The sequence below is a fragment of the Ramlibacter sp. genome, from assembly GCF_050250995.1.
Lineage (GTDB): Bacteria > Pseudomonadota > Gammaproteobacteria > Burkholderiales > Burkholderiaceae_C > Ramlibacter.
The window spans coordinates 33,144-50,992 of sequence record NZ_JBFWNP010000012.1; the positions used below are offsets into that span (position 1 = coordinate 33,144).

The window sequence follows — 17,849 nt, forward strand, 5'->3', positions numbered from 1 at the left end:
GTGGACGGCACATGGCAACACACCACCGTCTTGTTGAACGAAGCAGTAGCAGCTCTTCGCATCAAGCCGGACGCAACCTATGTCGACGCGACGTTCGGCCGGGGCGGGCATTCGCGCCTGCTGCTCGAGAAGCTCGGACCGCTTGGCCGGCTGATCGCGTTCGACAAGGACCCCGATGCGATCGCCGAGGCGGGCCGCATCGACGACCCGCGTTTTTCGATCCGGCACGAGGGCTTCAGCGCGATCGGCGAGTTGCCGCCCGCCTCCGTGGCCGGCGTGCTGATGGACCTGGGCGTGAGTTCGCCGCAGATCGACAACCCGGCGCGCGGTTTCTCGTTTCGCAACGACGGCCCGCTCGACATGCGCATGGATCCCACGCGCGGCGAGAGCGCGGCGCAATGGCTGGCCACCGCCCCGGTGGCGCAGATGGCGGAGGTGATCCGTGACTATGGCGAAGAACGGTTTGCTCTTCCGATTGCAAAGGCGATTGATGCTCGCCGACAGGAACGGGGCGCTCTTGCAACCACCCGCGAACTGGCCGAGCTCGTGGCTCGTGCGGTCAAAACCCGCGAGCCGGGCCAGGACCCTGCAACGCGCACATTTCAGGCTCTTCGGATTTTCGTCAACGCCGAGCTTGAAGAGCTGCAACAGGCGCTAGAGGCCAGCGTGCGCATTCTCGAACCCGCTGGCCGCCTCGTGACGATCAGCTTCCATTCGCTGGAAGACCGCATCGTGAAGCAGTTCGTCGTGAAGCATTCGCGCGAGGTGTTCGACCGCCGCGCGCCCTTCGCGCCGCCGAAGCCCATGAAGCTGAAGGCGCTCGACCGCGTGCGGCCGACGCCGGCCGAGGTCGCGGGCAATCCGCGCTCGCGCAGCGCGATCATGCGCGTGGCCGAAAGGACCGAGGCATGACGCGCCTGAACCTCGTGCTGCTCGTCGCCGTCGTCGCCAGCGCGCTCTATCTCGTGCGCGTGCAGTACGAGTCGCGCCGGCTCTATACCGAGATCGAGAAGGCGCAGGCCGAGTCGCGGCGCATCGACGTCGACCGCGAACGGCTGCAGGTCGAGCGCCGCGCGCAGGCCACGCCGGGCCGCGTGGAGAAGGTCGCGCGCGAACAGCTGCAGATGCGCGCGGCCACCCCGGGCATTACGCAGTACGTGACGCCGAAGGGCGCATCGTGAAGAACAGCCGCTCCGTCGTCTACACCTCCAGCCCGCTGCTCGCGAGCCGCACGCCCGTGTGGCGCAGCAAGTTCATCGTGGCGGCCATCGCCATCGGCTTCGTCGGGCTCGCCGCCCGCTCGACCTGGATCCAGGTCGTCGGCAACGACTTCTTCCGCAAGCAGGGCGAAGTGCGCTTCGCGCGCACGCTCGAACTGCCGGCCAATCGCGGCCGCATTCTGGACCGCAACGGCCTTCTGCTCGCCACCACCGTGCCCGCGCCCAGCATCTGGGCGATCCCGGAGGACGTCGACGCGGACGACGGGCAGCTCGCGCAACTCGCGAAGCTGCTCGAGCTGCCCCTGCCCGAGCTGCGCAAAAAACTCGCCGACGAAGACAAAACCTTTGTCTGGCTGAAGCGCCAGGTGGACGAACCCGTGGCCCGGCAGATCGCGGCGCTCGGCGTCAAGGGCATCTACGAGCGCAAGGAATACAAGCGCCAGTACCCCGAAGGCGAGGCGGCCGCGCACGTGGTCGGCTTCACCAACGTCGAGGACCGCGGCCAGGAAGGCGTGGAGCTCGCGTTCGACAAGGACCTCGCCGGCCGCGCGGGATCGCGCCGCGTCATCAAGGACCGGCTCGGGCGCATCGTCGAGGGCGTGGGCGAGACGCAGCCGCCCGTCGATGGGCACGACCTGCAGCTGTCCATCGACTCGAAGGTGCAGTTCTTCGCCTACCAGAAGCTGCGCGACGCGGTCATGGAGCACCGGGCGAAGGCCGGCAGCGTCGTCGTGCTCGACGTCGAGACCGGCGAGGTGCTCGCGCTCGCCAACTACCCGAGCTACGTGCCGAACCGTCGGCAGAACCTGACCGGCGCGCAGCTGCGCAATCGCGCGCTCACCGACACGTTCGAGCCGGGCTCGACCATGAAGCCCTTCATCGCCGCGCTGGCGCTGGACAAGGGCATGGTCCGGCCCGACACCCAGATCCAGACCGCGCCGGGGCGCCTCACCATCGGCGGCTCGACCATCGGCGACGCGCATGCCTACGGACTGCTCACCGTCGAACAGATCATCCAGAAGTCGAGCAACGTCGGCACGGTGAAGATGGCCATGCAGATGCAGCCGCGCGAGATGTGGGACCTGTACACGCAGGTCGGCTTCGGCCAGCGGCCGCAGCTGCCCTTCCCCGGCATCGTGAGCGGCAAGCTGCGTCCGCCCAAGACGTGGCGTCCCATCGAGCAGGCCACGATGAGCTACGGCTACGGCCTGTCCGCGAGCATGTTCCAGCTCGCGCGCGCCTACAGCGTGTTCGCGCGCGACGGCGAGCTGGTGCCCGTCACGCTGCTGAAGACGCAGGGCACGGCCGCGGGCGTGCGCGTGCTGCAGCCGCAGACCGCGAAGTCGGTGCGCCACATGCTGCACCTCGCCACGCAGGCGGGCGGCACCGCGCCGAAGGCGCAGGCCATGGGCTATTCGGTCGGCGGCAAGACCGGCACGGCGCACAAGCAGGAAGGCAAGGGGTATGCGGACAAGAAGTACCGCGGCTTCTTCGTCGGACTCGCGCCGGTCGAGAAGCCGCGCATCGTCGTCGCCGTGATGATCGACGAGCCCAGCGCCGGCCGCTACTTCGGCGGCGACGTCGCCGCGCCCGTGTTCAGCGCCACGGTGCAGCAGACGCTGCGCATCCTGGGCGTGCAGCCCGACATGAACGTGAAGCCGCAGATCATGGTGCAGGCCGTGGAGGAGTCGTTCTGATGCGCGAGTTCTCCAACCCCCGGGACGCGGCCGAGTGGCTGCAGGCGCGGATCGCGGGCACGCTCTGGTGCGACAGCCGCAAGGTGGGCGCGGGCGACGGCTTCATCGCGTGGCCCGGCGCCGCGGTCGACGGCCGCAAGTTCGTGCCCGATGCGCTGCGCCAGGGCGCACGGGCCGTGCTCGTGGAAGCCGAGGGCGCCGAGGCCTACGGGTTCGCGGACGACGCCGTCGCTTCGTACCGCGGACTGAAGGCCGCGACCGGCCCCATCGCCGCGGAATTCTTCGGCCGGCCGAGCGAGCGCATCGACGTCTTCGCCGTCACCGGCACGAACGGCAAGACCACCACCGCATGGTGGCTCGCGCAGGCGCTGCGCGGCGGCGTCATCGGCACGCTGGGCACGGGGACGCCGCCCGACATCGAGTTCACGGGCCTCACCACGCCGGACCCGGTGCTGCTGCAGGGCCAGTTCGACCGGTTCGCGAAGGACGGGCTGAAGGCGTGCGCGATCGAAGCCTCGTCCATCGGCATCGTCGAGCGCCGGCTCGACGGCACGCGCATTCCGGTGGCGATCTTCACCAATTTCACGCAGGACCATCTCGACTACCACGGCAGCATGGAGGCGTACTGGCAGGCGAAGCTCGCGCTCTTCCGCTGGCCCGGGCTGCGAGCGGCCGTCGTGAACGTCGACGACGAGAAGGGCGTCGAGCTCGCTTCCGCGCTCGAGGCGACGAAGCTCGACGTGTGGACGCTCTCGTGCATGCGCGACGCGCGGCTGCGCGCGCTGGACATCGGCTACGGCAACGAAGGGCTCGCGTTCACCATCGCCGAAGGCGCGGAGCGGCATGCGCTGCAGACGCGCCTGATCGGCCAGTACAACGTGTCGAACCTGCTGGGCGTGATCGGCGCGCTGCGCGCGCACGGCGTGCCGCTGCGCGAAGCCGTCGATGCATGCCGCGAACTGCTGCCGGTGCCGGGCCGCATGGACCGCCTCGGCGCGGAGGGCGGCCCCGTCGTCGCCATCGACTACGCGCACACGCCCGATGCGCTCGACAAGGCGCTGCAGGCGCTGCGTCCGCTCGCGCAGCAGCGCGGCGGGCAGCTCTGGTGCGTGTTCGGCTGCGGCGGCGACCGCGACGCGACGAAACGTCCGCTCATGGCGGCGGTGGCGGAGAAGAATGCCGACCGTGTCGTGGTCACCAGCGACAACCCGCGCAGCGAGAAGCCCGAGGCCATCATCAGCCAGATCCTGCTGGGACTTTCGCATCACCGCTGCGTGCAGGTGGAGGCTGACCGCGGCCGTGCCATCGCAGAGACGCTGTCCGCCGCTGGCGCGCAGGACGTCGTCCTGGTCGCCGGCAAGGGCCACGAGGATTACCAGGAAATCGCGGGCGTGAAGCATCCGTTTTCGGACAAGGAACGCGCGCAGGCGGCGCTGGAGGCGCGCCAATGAGCTTCACGCTCCTTCAGGCGCAGGCGTGGTTGCCCGGCGCTACGCTGCATGGCGACCCCTCGACCGTCATCGCCCGCGTTCACAGCGACACCCGCACGCTGCAGGCCGGCGACCTGTTCGTCGCGATCCGGGGCGAACGCTTCGACGCCAACGACTTCCTCGCCGATGCGAAGGCGTTGGGCGCCGCGGCAGCCCTCGCGCATCGCGGCCGCATTCCCGAAGGCTTCGCCGGGCTCGAGGTCGACGACAGCAAGCTTGCGCTCGGCCAGCTCGCCGCCGCGTGGCGCGCGCAGTTCTCGCTGCCGCTGATCGCCGTCACCGGCAGCAACGGCAAGACCACGGTCACGCAGATGATCGCCTCGATCCTGCGCGCGTGGGCGCCTGGCGAGCACCTTGCGACCCAGGGCAACTTCAACAACGACATCGGGCTGCCGCTCACGCTGATGCGGCTGAAGCCCGCCGACCGCGTCGGCGTGCTGGAGCTCGGCATGAACCATCCGGGCGAGATCGGCTACCTGGCCGGCATCGCCAGGCCCACGGTCGCGCTCGTCAACAACGCGCAGCGCGAACACCAGGAGTTCATGGCGACGGTCGAGGCCGTCGCGCGGGAGAACGGATGCGTGCTGCAGGCGCTCGACGCGCAGGGCACGGCGGTGTTCCCCGCGAACGAGGAATTCACGGCGCTCTGGCGCGCGCTGGCCGCGGGGCGCAAGTGCCTCACGTTCGGCGACGCCGGTGCCGACATCGTTCTGGCCGGGACTGAATGGCAAGAGGGGCACTGGAACGTGCGGGCGGAAACGCCTGCCGGACCGCTGGCTTACCGACTCCATATCGCCGGCCGCCACAACGTGCGCAACTCGCTCGCGGCCGCCGCCTGCACGCTCGCGGCGGGCGTGCCGCCCGAGGCCATCACACGGGGGCTGGAGAGTTTCGAGCCGGTCAAGGGCCGCTCGCGCGCGCTGGCCGTGGACCTCGGAGGCGGCCGCGTGCTGACGCTCGTCGACGACACCTACAACGCGAATCCCGACTCGGTGCGCGCCGCCATCGACGTGCTCGCCGAACTGCCGGGCCCGCGCGTGATCGTGCTCGGGGACATGGGCGAGGTCGGCACGCAGGGCCCCGAATTCCACGCCGAAGTCGGCGACTATGCGCGCGAGCGCGGCATCGAGCATCTGTTCACGCTCGGCGACCAGGCGCGCGGCATGGGCGGACGCCACTTCGACGACATCGACGGACTCGTCGCCGCCGTGCTCGCGCAACTGGCCACCGCGGCCAGCGTGCTCGTGAAGGGCTCGCGCTTCATGAAGATGGAACGGGTGGTCGACGCCATCGCGGCCGTCGCGGCCGCCGCCCCCCAGGGCAACACCCGAGGAACCTCATGATCATCTGGCTCGCCACCTGGCTGCAGGCCAACGTCCCCGGCATGGGTTTCCTGCGCGTCTTCCAGTACCTCACCTTCCGTGCGGTGATGGCGGCGATGACCGCCTTGCTCATCGGCCTGATCTTCGGCCCGTGGGTCATCCGCCGCCTCACTTCGCTCAAGATCGGCCAGCCGGTGCGCGGCTACGGCATGGAGTCGCACCTGAGCAAGAGCGGCACGCCCACCATGGGCGGGGTGCTCATCCTGCTGTCGATCGCCATCGCCACGCTGCTGTGGTTCGACTGGAGCAACCGCTTCGTGTGGATCGTGCTGATCGTTACGCTCGGTTTCGGCGCGATCGGCTGGGTGGACGACTGGCGCAAGGTCGTCAACAAGGACCCGGAGGGCATGCGTTCGCGCGAGAAGTATTTCTGGCAGTCGCTGATCGGCCTGCTCGCCGCGGTGTACCTCGTGTTCAGCATCTCCGAGAGCTCGAACCTGCGCGTGATCGACCTCTTCTTCAAGTGGGTCGTGTCGGGCTTCGACGTCAACCTGCCGCCGAAGGCGGGCCTGCTCGTGCCCTTCTTCAAGGAGATCAGCTACCCGCTCGGCGTGTTCGGCTTCGTCATCCTGAGCTACCTGGTCATCGTCGGGTCGAGCAACGCGGTGAATCTCACCGACGGCCTCGACGGCCTCGCGATCATGCCCGTCGTGATGGTCGGCTCCGCGCTGGGCGTCTTCGCCTACGTCACCGGCAGTTCCGTGTTCTCCCGCTACCTGCTGCTGCCCTATATCCCCGGCGCCGGCGAGCTGCTCGTCTTCTGCGCGGCGATGGCCGGCGCGGGCCTCGCGTTCCTGTGGTTCAACACGCATCCCGCCCAGGTCTTCATGGGCGACGTCGGCGCGCTGGCGCTCGGCGGCGCGCTGGGCACCATCGCGGTGATCGTGCGGCAGGAGATCGTGCTCGCCATCATGGGCGGCATCTTCGTCGTCGAGGCGATCTCGGTGATGGCGCAGGTCGTCTACTTCAAGTACACGAAGAGGAAATACGGCGAGGGCCGGCGCATCCTGAAGATGGCGCCGCTGCACCACCACTTCGAGAAGACCGGGTGGAAGGAAACGCAGGTCGTGGTCCGGTTCTGGATCATCACCATGCTGCTGTGCCTGGTCGGCCTCTCCACGTTGAAACTTCGATGACCGGCCATCACGTCCTCGTCCTCGGTTGCGGCCTCTCGGGGCTCGCCATGGCGCGCTGGTGCGCGAACCAGGGCGCGCGCGTGACCGTGGCCGACTCGCGCGAGGCACCGCCGCAGCTCGGCGACCTGCGGGCGCAGGTGCCGTCGGCGGCGTTCGTGAGCGGCGCGCTGGCCGCGTCGCTGATCGAAGGGCAGGACGTCAACCTCGTGCTGCGCAGCCCCGGTCTTTCGCCGGCGCAGGTCGCGCCGGTCGTGAATGCGGCGCAGGCCGCCGGCATCCGCGTGCGCGGCGAGCTCGGTGTCTTCGCGCAGACGCTCGCGATGCTGCGCGAGGAGCGGGGCTACGCGCCCGCGGTGATCGCGATCACGGGCACGAACGGCAAGACGACGGTGACCTCGCTCACCGGGCAACTGGTCGAGCGCGCGGGACGCAGCGTGGCCATCGCCGGCAACATCGGCCCCACGCTGCTCGAGACGCTGGAGCGCAGGCTCGCCGACGGAGAGGAGCTGCCCCAGGTGTGGGTGCTCGAGCTCTCCAGCTTTCAGCTCGACGGCGCGGACAACTTCGAGCCGACGGCGGCAACCGTCCTGAACATCTCCCAGGACCATCTGGACTGGCATGGCGACATGGACGCCTATGCCGCCGCGAAGGCGCGCGTCTTCGGCGAGACCGGGCACATGGTGCTCAATCGCGAAGACCCGGTCGTGATGGGGATGCTGCCTGCGGCCGTGCGGCTGAAGGGCGGAAAAATGGAACAGCGGCCGTACGTCACCTTTGGCGGCGACATGCCGCAGCGGCCCGGCGACTTCGGCATCGAAGTCGTGCATGGCATGGCATGGCTCGTGCGCGCGCACGAGGCGGACGAAACGCAGAGGAAGAAATCACGGCCCGGCGCCGGCTGGGACGAGGACGAAGAAATCCACATCCAGCGCCTGATGCCGGCCGATGCGCTGCGCATTCGCGGCCGGCACAACGCCGTCAACGCCCTGGCGGCGCTCGCGCTCGCCACCGCCGCCGGGTGCGCGCTCGCGCCCATGCTGTACGGCCTGCGCGAATACCGCGGCGAGCCGCATCGCGTCGAGCCCGTGGGCATCGTCCACGACATCGAGTACTTCGACGACAGCAAGGGCACGAACGTCGGCGCGACTGTCGCGGCGCTGCAGGGCCTCGGCGCGGACCGCAGGCTGGTCGTCATCCTCGGCGGCGACGGCAAGGGGCAGGACTTCGCGCCGCTCGCGTCGCCGGTCTCGCGTTTCGCGCGCGCGGCCGTGCTGATCGGCCGCGACGCGCCGCTGATCCGCGCTGCGCTGGAGTCCGCCGGCGTCACGCTGCTCGATGCCGCGACGATGGACGAAGCCGTGCGCCTGGCCACGCAGCGCGCGCATGCGGGCGACGCGGTGCTGATGTCGCCGGCCTGCGCGAGCTTCGACATGTTCCGCAACTACGAGGAGCGCGCGAAGGTGTTCCGCGCCGCCGTCGAAGGCATCGCGGACGAGGCGGGCGCGATGCTCGGGGGGGACACGGCATGAGCCTCGTTGCCGCCATCGCCGGCTGGGCCCGGAATCCTTTCCATCGCGACGGCGCGCCGCCATGGAAGACCGATCGCGTGCGCGGCGACAAATCCATCGTCGACCAGGCGCTCGTCTGGGTCACCGTCGCCTTGCTCGCCTGGGGCCTCGTGATGGTCTATTCGGCGTCCGTCGCGCTGCCCGACAACCCCAAGTTCTCCCGCTACTCCAACGACTACTTCCTCACGCGGCACGCGCTCTTCCTCGTGCTCGCCTTCGTCGCGGGCATGCTCGCGTTCCAGGTGCCGGTCGCCACGTGGGAGCGCTACGCGCCGTGGCTCTTCGTGATCTCGCTCGTCCTTCTCATGGTGGTCCTGGTGCCGCACGTGGGCAAGGGCGTGAACGGCGCGCGGCGCTGGATCGGCCTGGGCGTCATCAGCTTCCAGCCGTCGGAGCTCGCGAAGTTCGCGGTGCTGCTCTACGCGGCGGACTACATGGTCCGCAAGATGGATGTGAAGGAGCGCTTCTTCCGCGCCGTGCTGCCGATGGCGGCGGCCGTCGCCGTCGTGGGCGTGCTGCTGCTCGCCGAGCCCGACATGGGCGCCTTCATGGTCATCGCGGTCATCGCGATGGGCATCCTGTTCCTGGGCGGTGTCAACGCGCGCATGTTCTTCCTCATCGCCGCGGTGATGGTGATCGCGTTCACGCTCATGATCGCGCTGTCCGAGTGGCGGCGCGAGCGCATCTTCGCCTACCTCGATCCGTGGAGCGAGAAGCACGCGCTCGGCAAGGGCTACCAGCTGTCGCACTCGCTCATCGCCATCGGCCGCGGCGAGGTCTTCGGCGTCGGCCTCGGCGGCAGCGTCGAGAAGCTGCACTGGCTGCCCGAGGCGCACACCGACTTCCTGCTGGCGGTGATCGGCGAGGAATTCGGCCTCGTCGGCGTCGTCACGCTCATCGCGCTGTTCCTCTGGATGACGCGGCGGATCATGCACATCGGCCGCCAGGCGATCGCGCTCGACCGCGTGTTCGCGGGTCTCGTCGCGCAGGGCGTCGGCATCTGGATCGGCTTCCAGGCCTTCATCAACATGGGCGTGAACCTGGGCGCGCTGCCGACCAAGGGGCTCACGCTGCCGCTCATGAGCTATGGCGGCTCCGCCGTGCTGATGAACGTGGTCGCGATTGCGGTGGTGCTGCGGATCGATTACGAGAACCGCGTGCTGATGCGGGGAGGGCGGGCATGACCGAACGAGTTGCACTGGTCATGGCAGGCGGTACCGGAGGGCACATCTTCCCCGGGCTCGCGGTCGCAGAAGCGCTGCGCGAGCGCGGCTGGCGCGTGCATTGGCTCGGCGGCGGGCCGCAAACGATGGAGGCCCAGCTCGTGCCGCCGCGTGGCTTCGCCTACGAGGCGCTCGACTTCTCGGGCGTGCGCGGCAAGGGACTCGTCACGCTCGCCTTGCTTCCGCTGCGCCTGTTGCGCGCGTTCTGGCAAAGCGTGCAGGTCATCCGGCGCGTGCAGCCGCAGGTGGTCATCGGCCTGGGCGGCTACATCACCTTTCCCGCCGGGATGATGAGCGTGCTGCTGGGCAAGCCCCTCGTGCTGCACGAGCAGAACTCCGTCGCCGGCATGGCCAACCGGATTCTCGCGGGCGTGGCCGACCGCGTGTTCACCGCTTTCCCCGGCGTCTTCAAGAAGGGCCGCTGGGTCGGCAATCCGCTGCGTGCGGAGTTCCTGCGCCAGAGCGCGCCCGAGCAGCGGTACGACGGACGCACCGGGCGGCTGAAGATGCTCGTGGTCGGCGGCTCCCTCGGCGCGAAGGCGCTCAACGAGATCGTGCCACAGGCGCTCGCACTGATGCCGCTGTCGCTGCGCCCCTTCGTGCTGCATCAAAGCGGCGCCAAGCAGATCGACGAGCTGCGCGCGAACTACGCGAAGGCGGGCGTGCAGGCCGAACTCACGCCCTTCATCAACGACACGGCCGATGCGTTTTGCGAAGCCGATCTGGTGATCTGCCGCGCGGGCGCGAGCACGGTGACCGAGCTCGCCGCCGTCGGCGCGCCCGCGATCTACGTTCCGTTCCCGTTCGCCGTGGACGACCACCAGACGGCCAACGCGAAATTCATCGTCGATGCCGGCGGCGGGTGGCTCGCGCCGCAGCGCGATCTGACGCCGCAGAAGCTCGCCGACCTCCTGAGCGACATGGACCGCACCGTGCTGCTGCAGCGCGCCGCGGCCGCGAAGAAGATGCAGAAGACGGACGCCACGGAACAGATCGTCGCCTCGTGCGAAGAATTGGTCAAAGCATGAAACACGCGATCAAGCACATTCATTTCGTCGGCATCGGCGGCGCCGGCATGTCGGGCATCGCCGAAGTGTTGCGCAACCTCGGCTACCTGATCTCCGGCTCCGACCAGGCCGACAGCGCCACGCTCGCGCGCCTGCGCGGGCTCGGCATCCAGACCTATGTCGGCCATGCGGCGAGCCAGGTGATCGGCGCCGATGCGGTCGTCACGTCGACCGCCGTGCAGCAGGACAACCCGGAAGTGATCGCCGCGCGCAAGCGCAAGATCCCCATCGTGCCGCGCGCCACCATGCTCGCGGAGCTGATGCGCCTGAAGCGGGGCATCGCCATCGCCGGCACGCACGGCAAGACGACGACGACGAGCCTCGTTGCGAGCGTGCTGGCCGAAGGCGGGCTCGACCCGACCTTCGTCATCGGCGGAAAGCTCAACAGCGCGGGCGCGAACGCGCGGCTGGGCGCCGGCGACTACATCGTGGTCGAGGCGGACGAGAGCGATGCGTCCTTCCTCAATCTCCTGCCGGTCATGGCGACGGTGACGAACATCGACGCCGACCACATGGAGACCTACGGCCACGACTTCAACAATCTGAAGAAGGCATTCGTCGACTTCCTGCACCGCATGCCGTTCTACGGCACCGCGATCCTGTGCATCGACGACGAGGCCGTGCGCTCGATCCTCCCCGAGGTGCAGTGCCCGGTCACGAGCTACGGCCTGAGCGACGATGCGCAGGTGCGCGCCGTCGACGTCCGCGCGGTGGGTCCGCAGATGCATTTCACCGTGCAGCGGCGCAACGGCGTCACGCTGCCCGACCTGGCGGTGCGGCTCAACCTCGTCGGCATGCACAACGTGCTGAACTCGCTCGCGGCGATTGCCATCGCGGTGGAGCTGAACGTGCCCGACGATGCGGTGGTCAAGGCGCTCGCCGAGTTCAAGGGCGTCGGCCGCCGGTTCCAGAGCTACGGCGAGCTGCCCGTGCGCGGCGCGAACGGCGGCGGCAAGTTCACGGTGATCGAGGACTACGGCCACCATCCGAAGGAAGTCGACGCGACGCTCAAGGCGGCGCGCGGCGCCTTCCCCGGCCAGCGCATCGTGCTCGCGTTCCAGCCGCACCGCTACACGCGCACGCGCGATTGCTTCGAGGACTTCGTGCAGGTGCTCGGCCAGGCCGACGCGGTGCTGCTGTCCGAAGTCTATGCGGCGGGCGAGGAACCGATCGTGGCGGCGGACGGCCGCTCGCTCGCGCGCGCGCTGCGCGTGGGCGGCCGGGTCGAGCCCGTGTTCGTCGGCGACATCGCGGGCATGCCGCAGGCCGTGATCGAAACGGCGAAGGACGGCGACGTCGTGATGTGCATGGGCGCGGGCTCCATCGGCGCGGTGCCGGGCAAGCTCCTCGAGCAATTGGGAGGGGCGAAGTGAACGCCGGCAGGAACGATGCGAGCGCCGCCGTGCCGTCCCAGGGCGCGGGGACTCACGATTTCGGCAAGGTCGCGGTGCTCATGGGCGGCAAATCCGCCGAGCGCGAGGTCTCGCTCATGTCCGGCAGCGGCGTCCTGAAGGCGCTGCAGGCCAAGGGTGTCGACGCGCATGCGTACGACCCCGCCGAACGCGACCTCGTCGAGCTGAAGCGCAAGGGCTTCAAGCGCTGCTTCATCGCGCTGCATGGCCGCTTCGGCGAAGACGGCACGGTGCAGGGCGCGCTGGAGCTGCTGGGGATTCCGTACACGGGATCGGGCGTCATGGCGTCCGCGATCTCCATCGACAAGGTGATGACCAAGCGCGTGTGGATGGCCGAGGGCATCCCGACGCCGAAGTACACCTTGCTGCAGCGCGGCGCGTACACGCGCGAGGACGTCGCCCGGGTCGTCGACGACCTCGGCCTGCCGGTGATCGTGAAGCCCGCCCGCGAAGGCTCCTCCATCGGCGTGGCGAAGGTCCAGAACGCAGCGGACATGCAGGCCGCGGTGGACGCCGCCGCCGCGCTCGATGCCGATGTGCTGTGCGAGCAGTTCGTCGCGGGCGACGAAGTGACGTGCCCCGTGCTCGGCACCGGCGCCGATGCGCGTGCCTTGCCGGTCATCCGCATCGTCGCGCCCGAAGGCAACTACGACTACCAGAACAAGTACTTCACCGACGACACCAAGTACCTCGTGCCCTGCGGCCTGCCCGAAGGCGAGGAGGCCGCGATCCAGGAACTCGTGGTGAAGGCATATCGCGTGCTCGGCTGCCGCGGCTGGGGCCGCATCGACGTGATGATCGACGCGAAGACGCGCCAGCCCTCGCTGCTCGAGATCAACACCTCGCCCGGCATGACCGGCCACTCGCTCGTGCCGATGTCCGCGCGCGCCGCCGGCATCGGCTACGAGGACCTGTGCCTGCGGCTGCTCGCGGCGGCCGCCCTCGACCAGGAGATCGTGCAGGCATGAACTCCGCCGCGCTGCCCGCCACGCCCGTCGACGTCAGGCTGATGAACTTCACCGCCACGGTGCTGTTCCTCGCCTTCGGCGTGGCGCTGCTCGCGGCGCTCGGCGGGTGGATGCTGCGGCACCCGGTCTTCGCGATCCACGCGATCCGCATCGAGGGCGACACGGTTCACAACAGCCCCGCGACGCTGCGTGCGAACGTGGCGCCGCGCCTCGCGGGTAACTTCTTCACGCTCGACCTCAAGCGCGCGCGCGAGGCGTTCGAGTCGGTTCCGTGGGTTCGCCACGCCGTGGTGCGGCGGCAGTTTCCGAATCGCCTGCGTGTGCAGTTGCAGGAGCACCAGGCCGTGGCGCTATGGGGCGCGGAGAGCGAGTCGCGACTCGTCAACAGCTTCGGCGAGGTGTTCGAGGCGAACGTCGGCGATGCGCAGCAGGAGAGCCTGCCGCGCCTGTCGGGTCCGGAAGGCCAGTCGGCGCAGGTGCTCGCGATGTACCGCGCGGTCGCGCCGCTGTTCGAGCCGCACGACCTGAGCGTGGAGGAGTTCGCGCTGTCGAATCGGGGGAGCTGGTCCGCGAAGCTGGACACCGGCGCGGTGATCGAGCTCGGACGGGGGACGAACGAGGAGGTGCTGGCGCGCAGCCAGCGCTTCGCGCAGACGCTCACGCAGGTGACGGCGAAGTACGGGCGGCGCCCCGAGGCGCTGGTGGCGGCGGACCTGCGGCATGCGGACGGCTATGCGGTGCGGCTGCGTGGCGTGACCACGGCGGCCGAGCAGCCGGCGAAGAAATAGAAGGACGGAGAAGAGACGGCATGGCAAAAGACTACAAGGACCTCGTGGTCGGCCTCGACATAGGGACCGCCAAGGTGATGGCGGTCGTGGCCGAAGTGATGCCCGGCGGCGAGCTGAAGCTCGCCGGGTTGGGCGTGTCGCCGTCCAACGGGCTGAAGCGCGGCGTGGTGGTGAACATCGACGCCACGGTGCAGAGCATCCAGCAGGCGCTCAAGGAGGCCGAGCTGATGGCCGACTGCAAGATCTCGCGCGTGTACACCGGCATCACCGGCAGCCACATCCGCGGCATCAACTCCAGCGGCATGGTCGCGGTGAAGGACCGCGAGGTGACGCCCGCCGACGTCGCGCGCGTGGTGGAGACGGCGCGCGCCATCAACATCTCGACCGACCAGCGCCTGCTGCTCGTCGAGCCGCAGGAATTCGTGATCGACGGGCAGGACGTGAAGGAGCCCATCGGCATGAGCGGCATCCGGCTCGAGGCGAAGGTGCATATCGTCACCGGCGCGCAGAGCGCGGCGGAGAACATCGTCAAGTGCGTGCGGCGCTGCGGGCTGGAAGTGGAGCAGCTGATGCTGAACCCGCTCGCCTCCAGCGGCGCGGTGCTGACCGACGACGAGAAGGAACTCGGCGTGGCGCTCGTCGACGTCGGCGCGGGCACGACCGACGTCGCGATCTTCACCGGCGGCGCGATCCGGCACACGGCGGTGATTCCCATCGCGGGCGACCTGATCACGAGCGACATCGCGATGGCGCTTCGCACGCCCACGAAGGACGCCGAGGACATCAAGGTGGAGTCGGGCTTCGCGAAGCAGTTGCTCGCCGACGCCGACCAGCAGGTGGAAGTGCCGGGACTCGGCGACCGCGGCCCGCGCATGCTGTCGAAGCAGGCGCTCGCCGGCGTGATCGAGCCGCGCGTCGAGGAGATTTTCTCGCTCGTGCAGCAGGTCATCCGCGAGTCGGGCTACGAAGAGGTCCTGTCCTCGGGCATCGTCCTCACGGGCGGCAGCGCGGTGATGCCGGGAATGATCGAGCTGGGCGAGGACATCTTCCTGAAGCCCGTGCGGCGCGGCATCCCCAAATACACGGGCGCCCTTTCGGACATGGTGGCGCAGCCTCGCGCGGCCACGGTCATGGGACTGCTCGAGGAAGCGCGCCTGGCCCGCATCCGCGGCCACAAGGTCGCGCAGAAGCACGGCAGCGTGAAAAACGCCTTCGGCCGCTTCAAGGACTTCATCGTGGGGAACTTCTGAAGATGCCCACCTTGTCCCAGCCGCCTCCCCATTGCAGAAAGGAGCGATGTCGGTGCACCGATCCACCGTTCTAGCGTTATCGCATCAACAACGACAGGCATGGCAACTGCAACCGAATTCAGGAGAGCGAAATGAGCATCGAGATGATTGAAGTGGAAGAGTTTCACCAGGGCACGCAGATCAAGGTGATCGGCGTCGGCGGCGGCGGCGGCAACGCCGTGCAGCACATGATCGAGCGGGGCGTGCAGGGCGTGGAGTTCGTCTGCGCGAACACGGACGCGCAGGCGCTCGCGCGCAGCGCGGCGCACCGGCAGATCCAGCTGGGCGGCTCCGGCCTCGGCGCGGGCAGCAAGCCCGACAAAGGCCGCGAAGCCGCATGCGCCGCGGAAGACAACATCCGCAGCGCCATCGACGGCGCGCACATGCTGTTCATCACCGCCGGCATGGGCGGCGGCACGGGCACGGGCGCCGCGCCGGTGATCGCGCGCATCGCGAAGGAAATGGGCATCCTCACCGTCGGCGTGGTCACCAAGCCGTTCGACTGGGAAGGCGGCCGCCGCATGACCAATGCGGACCAGGGCCTCGCGGAGCTCGAGGCGAACGTCGATTCGCTGATCGTGGTGCTCAACGAGAAGCTGCTCGAGGTGCTGGGCGACGACATCTCGCAGGACGAAGCGTTCGCGCACGCGAACGACGTGCTGAAGAACGCCGTGGGCGGCATCGCCGAGATCATCAACGTGCCGGGCCATGTGAACGTCGACTTCGAAGACGTCCGCACCGTGATGGGCGAGCCGGGCAAGGCCATGATGGGCACGGCGCTGTCGTCGGGACCGGACCGTGCGCGCATCGCCGCGGAGCAGGCGGTGGCCTGCCCGCTGCTCGAAGGCATCGACCTGTCGGGCGCCAAGGGCGTGCTGGTGCTGATCACCGCCGCCAAGGGCTCGCTCAAGCTGAGCGAATCCAAGCTCGCGATGAACACGATCCGCGCGTATGCGTCGCCCGATGCGCACGTGATCTACGGCACGGCCTACGACGACGCGCTGGGCGACCAGGTCCGCGTGACGGTTGTCGCCACGGGTCTTTCGCGCCAGCAGCACGGCCAGGCCACCGGCCGCCGCGCGCCCCCGCTGCAGGTGCTGCGCACCGGCACCGACAACGTGCCGTTCGACGTGCCGACGGTCCACAACGCGGTGGGCGGACCCGGCGCGATCGTCACGCGCGAGATGCAGTCGGGGCTTCAGCCGCAGCCGGCTTACAGCACGATGGCGGTGCCCAGCGTCTGGCGCACCAATCGCACGCAGGCGGCGGCGAAGGTCGACGCGCTGTCCTCGGGCGGCATGGACGACTTCGAGATCCCGGCGTTCCTGCGCAAGCAGGCGGACTGACGGGCTGGCGCCCATCGAAAAGCGGCGTCCTTCGGGGCGCCGCTTTTTTTGTGGCCTCGGGGGATTTACCCCCGGGAAATCAATGCCCTTGCCCAGTCCGTAAAATCCTCCCATGCTGCGCCAACGGACCCTCAAGACCCTCACCAAGGCGGTGGGCGTGGGGCTGCACAGCGGCCAGCGCGTCGAGCTCACGCTGCGGCCGGCCCAGCCCGACACGGGCATCGTGTTCCGCCGCGTCGATCTGTCCATTCCCGTCGAAATCCCCGTGTCCGTGCAAGCGGTGACCGACACGCGCCTCGCCTCGACCATTTCCAACGGCGGCGCGAAGGTTCTCACCGTCGAACATCTCATGTCCGCCTGCGCGGGCCTGGCTATCGACAATCTCTACGTCGACATCACGGCCGAAGAGGTGCCCATCCTCGACGGTTCGTCCTCGTCGTTCGTGTTTTTGCTGCAGAGCGCGGGCGTGGTGATGCAGAACGCGCCGCGCCGTTTCGTGCGCGTGACGAAGCCGGTCGAGATCCGCGAAGGCGAGGGCGACAACGTGAAGTGGGCGCGGCTGGAGCCGTATCACGGCTACAAGCTCAGCTTCGAGATCCAGTTCGCGCACCGCGTGGTGGATGCCACGGGCCAGCGCTTCGAGTTCGACCTGGGCCTCGGCAACTATTCGCGCGACATCGCCCGCGCGCGCACCTTCGGCTTCACGAAAGACGTCGAGATGATGCGCGCCAACGGCCTGAGCCTGGGCGGCGGCCTCGACAATGCGGTCGTGATGGACGACTACCGCGTGCTCAATGCCGACGGCTTGCGCTACGACGACGAACTGGTCAAGCACAAGATCCTCGACGCGATGGGCGACCTGTACCTGCTGGGCAAGCCGCTGCTGGCGAGCTACAGCGCCTTCCGCTCCGGCCATGCGCTGAACAACAAGCTGCTGCGCGCGCTGCTCGCGCAGCCGGACGCGTTCGAAACCGTCACCTTCGAAGACGAGAAGAAGGCGCCGGCGGGATTCGCGCAGGTCGCGCGGGCCTGGTAGCCGGCATGCTCCTCTTTCGCTGGCTCATCTTCTTCCTGCTGCTCGCATCGGGCGTGTGCTTCGCGTTCTATGCGACGACGGGGCAGGGGCGCTACAAGAAGTGGGGGCTCGTGGTTCTGAAGTGGACGGTGCTCGCGGCGCTGGGGTTCTTTGCGGTGTTGATTCTCGAGCGCCTGGCGTAGGCAGCGCTGCGGCAGCGCTACCTTGCGCCGGGGTGCAGTTGCGGA

Annotated in this window: 16 protein-coding genes; all 16 read left to right on the forward strand. The window is 68.9% G+C overall.

Annotation, left to right across the window (positions count from 1 at the left end; all coding sequences use genetic code 11):
• The 16 genes from rsmH to AB7E83_RS10845 all read left to right on the forward strand — a co-directional run bounded on the left by rsmH (nt 1) and on the right by AB7E83_RS10845 (nt 17,804).
• Entirely contained in the window at nt 1-912 is a 912-nt protein-coding gene (rsmH, locus tag AB7E83_RS10770; protein ID WP_428568934.1) for a 16S rRNA (cytosine(1402)-N(4))-methyltransferase RsmH, read from the forward strand.
• Entirely contained in the window at nt 909-1,181 is a 273-nt protein-coding gene (gene ftsL / locus AB7E83_RS10775) for a cell division protein FtsL (protein WP_428568936.1), read from the forward strand. Before rsmH ends, ftsL begins: the two co-directional genes overlap by 4 nt.
• On the forward strand, nt 1,178-2,917 hold the full coding sequence (locus AB7E83_RS10780) for a peptidoglycan D,D-transpeptidase FtsI family protein (protein ID WP_428568938.1): 1,740 nt from the start codon (nt 1,178-1,180) through the stop codon (nt 2,915-2,917). Before ftsL ends, AB7E83_RS10780 begins: the two co-directional genes overlap by 4 nt.
• The gene (locus AB7E83_RS10785; RefSeq protein WP_428568941.1) at nt 2,917-4,368 is read left to right on the forward strand and encodes a UDP-N-acetylmuramoyl-L-alanyl-D-glutamate--2,6-diaminopimelate ligase; all 1,452 of its coding nucleotides are present in this window, start codon (nt 2,917-2,919) and stop codon (nt 4,366-4,368) included. The genes AB7E83_RS10780 and AB7E83_RS10785 overlap by 1 nt, the downstream gene beginning before the upstream one ends.
• Nucleotides 4,365-5,750 carry a UDP-N-acetylmuramoyl-tripeptide--D-alanyl-D-alanine ligase gene (locus tag AB7E83_RS10790; RefSeq protein ID WP_428568944.1) on the forward strand — a complete coding sequence of 462 codons (1,386 nt, stop codon included), beginning with the start codon at nt 4,365-4,367 and terminating at the stop codon, nt 5,748-5,750. The genes AB7E83_RS10785 and AB7E83_RS10790 overlap by 4 nt, the downstream gene beginning before the upstream one ends.
• Nucleotides 5,747-6,925, forward strand: coding sequence for a phospho-N-acetylmuramoyl-pentapeptide-transferase (gene mraY, locus AB7E83_RS10795; protein WP_428568947.1), 1,179 nt, complete (start codon nt 5,747-5,749; stop codon nt 6,923-6,925). Before AB7E83_RS10790 ends, mraY begins: the two co-directional genes overlap by 4 nt.
• Nucleotides 6,922-8,454: a UDP-N-acetylmuramoyl-L-alanine--D-glutamate ligase gene (gene murD, locus AB7E83_RS10800; protein ID WP_428568950.1), complete on the forward strand. Its 1,533-nt coding sequence runs from the start codon at nt 6,922-6,924 to the stop codon at nt 8,452-8,454. The genes mraY and murD overlap by 4 nt, the downstream gene beginning before the upstream one ends.
• Nucleotides 8,451-9,677, forward strand: a complete 1,227-nt coding sequence (ftsW, locus tag AB7E83_RS10805) for a putative lipid II flippase FtsW (protein ID WP_428568953.1) — start codon at nt 8,451-8,453, stop codon at nt 9,675-9,677. The genes murD and ftsW overlap by 4 nt, the downstream gene beginning before the upstream one ends.
• A complete protein-coding gene (murG, locus tag AB7E83_RS10810; RefSeq protein WP_428568956.1) occupies nt 9,674-10,744 on the forward strand; it encodes an undecaprenyldiphospho-muramoylpentapeptide beta-N-acetylglucosaminyltransferase in 1,071 nt (356 codons plus the stop codon). The genes ftsW and murG overlap by 4 nt, the downstream gene beginning before the upstream one ends.
• On the forward strand, nt 10,741-12,156 hold the full coding sequence (gene murC / locus AB7E83_RS10815) for a UDP-N-acetylmuramate--L-alanine ligase (protein WP_428568959.1): 1,416 nt from the start codon (nt 10,741-10,743) through the stop codon (nt 12,154-12,156). The genes murG and murC overlap by 4 nt, the downstream gene beginning before the upstream one ends.
• Nucleotides 12,157-12,185: 29 nt before the next feature.
• The gene (locus tag AB7E83_RS10820) at nt 12,186-13,163 is read left to right on the forward strand and encodes a D-alanine--D-alanine ligase (protein WP_428569110.1); all 978 of its coding nucleotides are present in this window, start codon (nt 12,186-12,188) and stop codon (nt 13,161-13,163) included.
• Nucleotides 13,160-13,951 carry a cell division protein FtsQ/DivIB gene (locus AB7E83_RS10825; protein ID WP_428568962.1) on the forward strand — a complete coding sequence of 264 codons (792 nt, stop codon included), beginning with the start codon at nt 13,160-13,162 and terminating at the stop codon, nt 13,949-13,951. The genes AB7E83_RS10820 and AB7E83_RS10825 overlap by 4 nt, the downstream gene beginning before the upstream one ends.
• Nucleotides 13,952-13,971: 20 nt before the next feature.
• A complete protein-coding gene (gene ftsA, locus AB7E83_RS10830; protein WP_428568965.1) occupies nt 13,972-15,201 on the forward strand; it encodes a cell division protein FtsA in 1,230 nt (409 codons plus the stop codon).
• 131 nt (nt 15,202-15,332) lie between these two features.
• Nucleotides 15,333-16,586, forward strand: a complete 1,254-nt coding sequence (gene ftsZ / locus AB7E83_RS10835) for a cell division protein FtsZ (RefSeq protein WP_428568968.1) — start codon at nt 15,333-15,335, stop codon at nt 16,584-16,586.
• Between the two features lie 112 nt (nt 16,587-16,698).
• Nucleotides 16,699-17,622 (forward strand): UDP-3-O-acyl-N-acetylglucosamine deacetylase, encoded by a 924-nt coding sequence (gene lpxC, locus AB7E83_RS10840; RefSeq protein ID WP_428568972.1) that lies wholly within the window; start codon nt 16,699-16,701, stop codon nt 17,620-17,622.
• Between the two features lie 5 nt (nt 17,623-17,627).
• A complete protein-coding gene (locus tag AB7E83_RS10845) occupies nt 17,628-17,804 on the forward strand; it encodes a hypothetical protein (protein WP_428568975.1) in 177 nt (58 codons plus the stop codon).
• Nucleotides 17,805-17,849 lie beyond the last annotated feature (45 nt).

Excerpts from the sequence above, each read along its gene's own strand:
- murD (WP_428568950.1), top strand. The coding sequence starts at position 6,922 with ATGACCGGCCATCACGTCCTCGTCCTCGGTTGCGGCCTCTCGGGGCTC.
- ftsA (WP_428568965.1), top strand. The coding sequence starts at position 13,972 with ATGGCAAAAGACTACAAGGACCTCGTGGTCGGCCTCGACATAGGGACC.
- AB7E83_RS10845 (WP_428568975.1), top strand. The coding sequence starts at position 17,628 with ATGCTCCTCTTTCGCTGGCTCATCTTCTTCCTGCTGCTCGCATCGGGC.
- mraY (WP_428568947.1), top strand. The coding sequence starts at position 5,747 with ATGATCATCTGGCTCGCCACCTGGCTGCAGGCCAACGTCCCCGGCATG.
- lpxC (WP_428568972.1), top strand. The coding sequence starts at position 16,699 with ATGCTGCGCCAACGGACCCTCAAGACCCTCACCAAGGCGGTGGGCGTG.
- ftsL (WP_428568936.1), top strand. The coding sequence starts at position 909 with ATGACGCGCCTGAACCTCGTGCTGCTCGTCGCCGTCGTCGCCAGCGCG.
- murC (WP_428568959.1), top strand. The coding sequence starts at position 10,741 with ATGAAACACGCGATCAAGCACATTCATTTCGTCGGCATCGGCGGCGCC.
- ftsW (WP_428568953.1), top strand. The coding sequence starts at position 8,451 with ATGAGCCTCGTTGCCGCCATCGCCGGCTGGGCCCGGAATCCTTTCCAT.
- AB7E83_RS10785 (WP_428568941.1), top strand. The coding sequence starts at position 2,917 with ATGCGCGAGTTCTCCAACCCCCGGGACGCGGCCGAGTGGCTGCAGGCG.
- AB7E83_RS10790 (WP_428568944.1), top strand. The coding sequence starts at position 4,365 with ATGAGCTTCACGCTCCTTCAGGCGCAGGCGTGGTTGCCCGGCGCTACG.
- ftsZ (WP_428568968.1), top strand. The coding sequence starts at position 15,333 with ATGAGCATCGAGATGATTGAAGTGGAAGAGTTTCACCAGGGCACGCAG.
- AB7E83_RS10825 (WP_428568962.1), top strand. The coding sequence starts at position 13,160 with ATGAACTCCGCCGCGCTGCCCGCCACGCCCGTCGACGTCAGGCTGATG.
- murG (WP_428568956.1), top strand. The coding sequence starts at position 9,674 with ATGACCGAACGAGTTGCACTGGTCATGGCAGGCGGTACCGGAGGGCAC.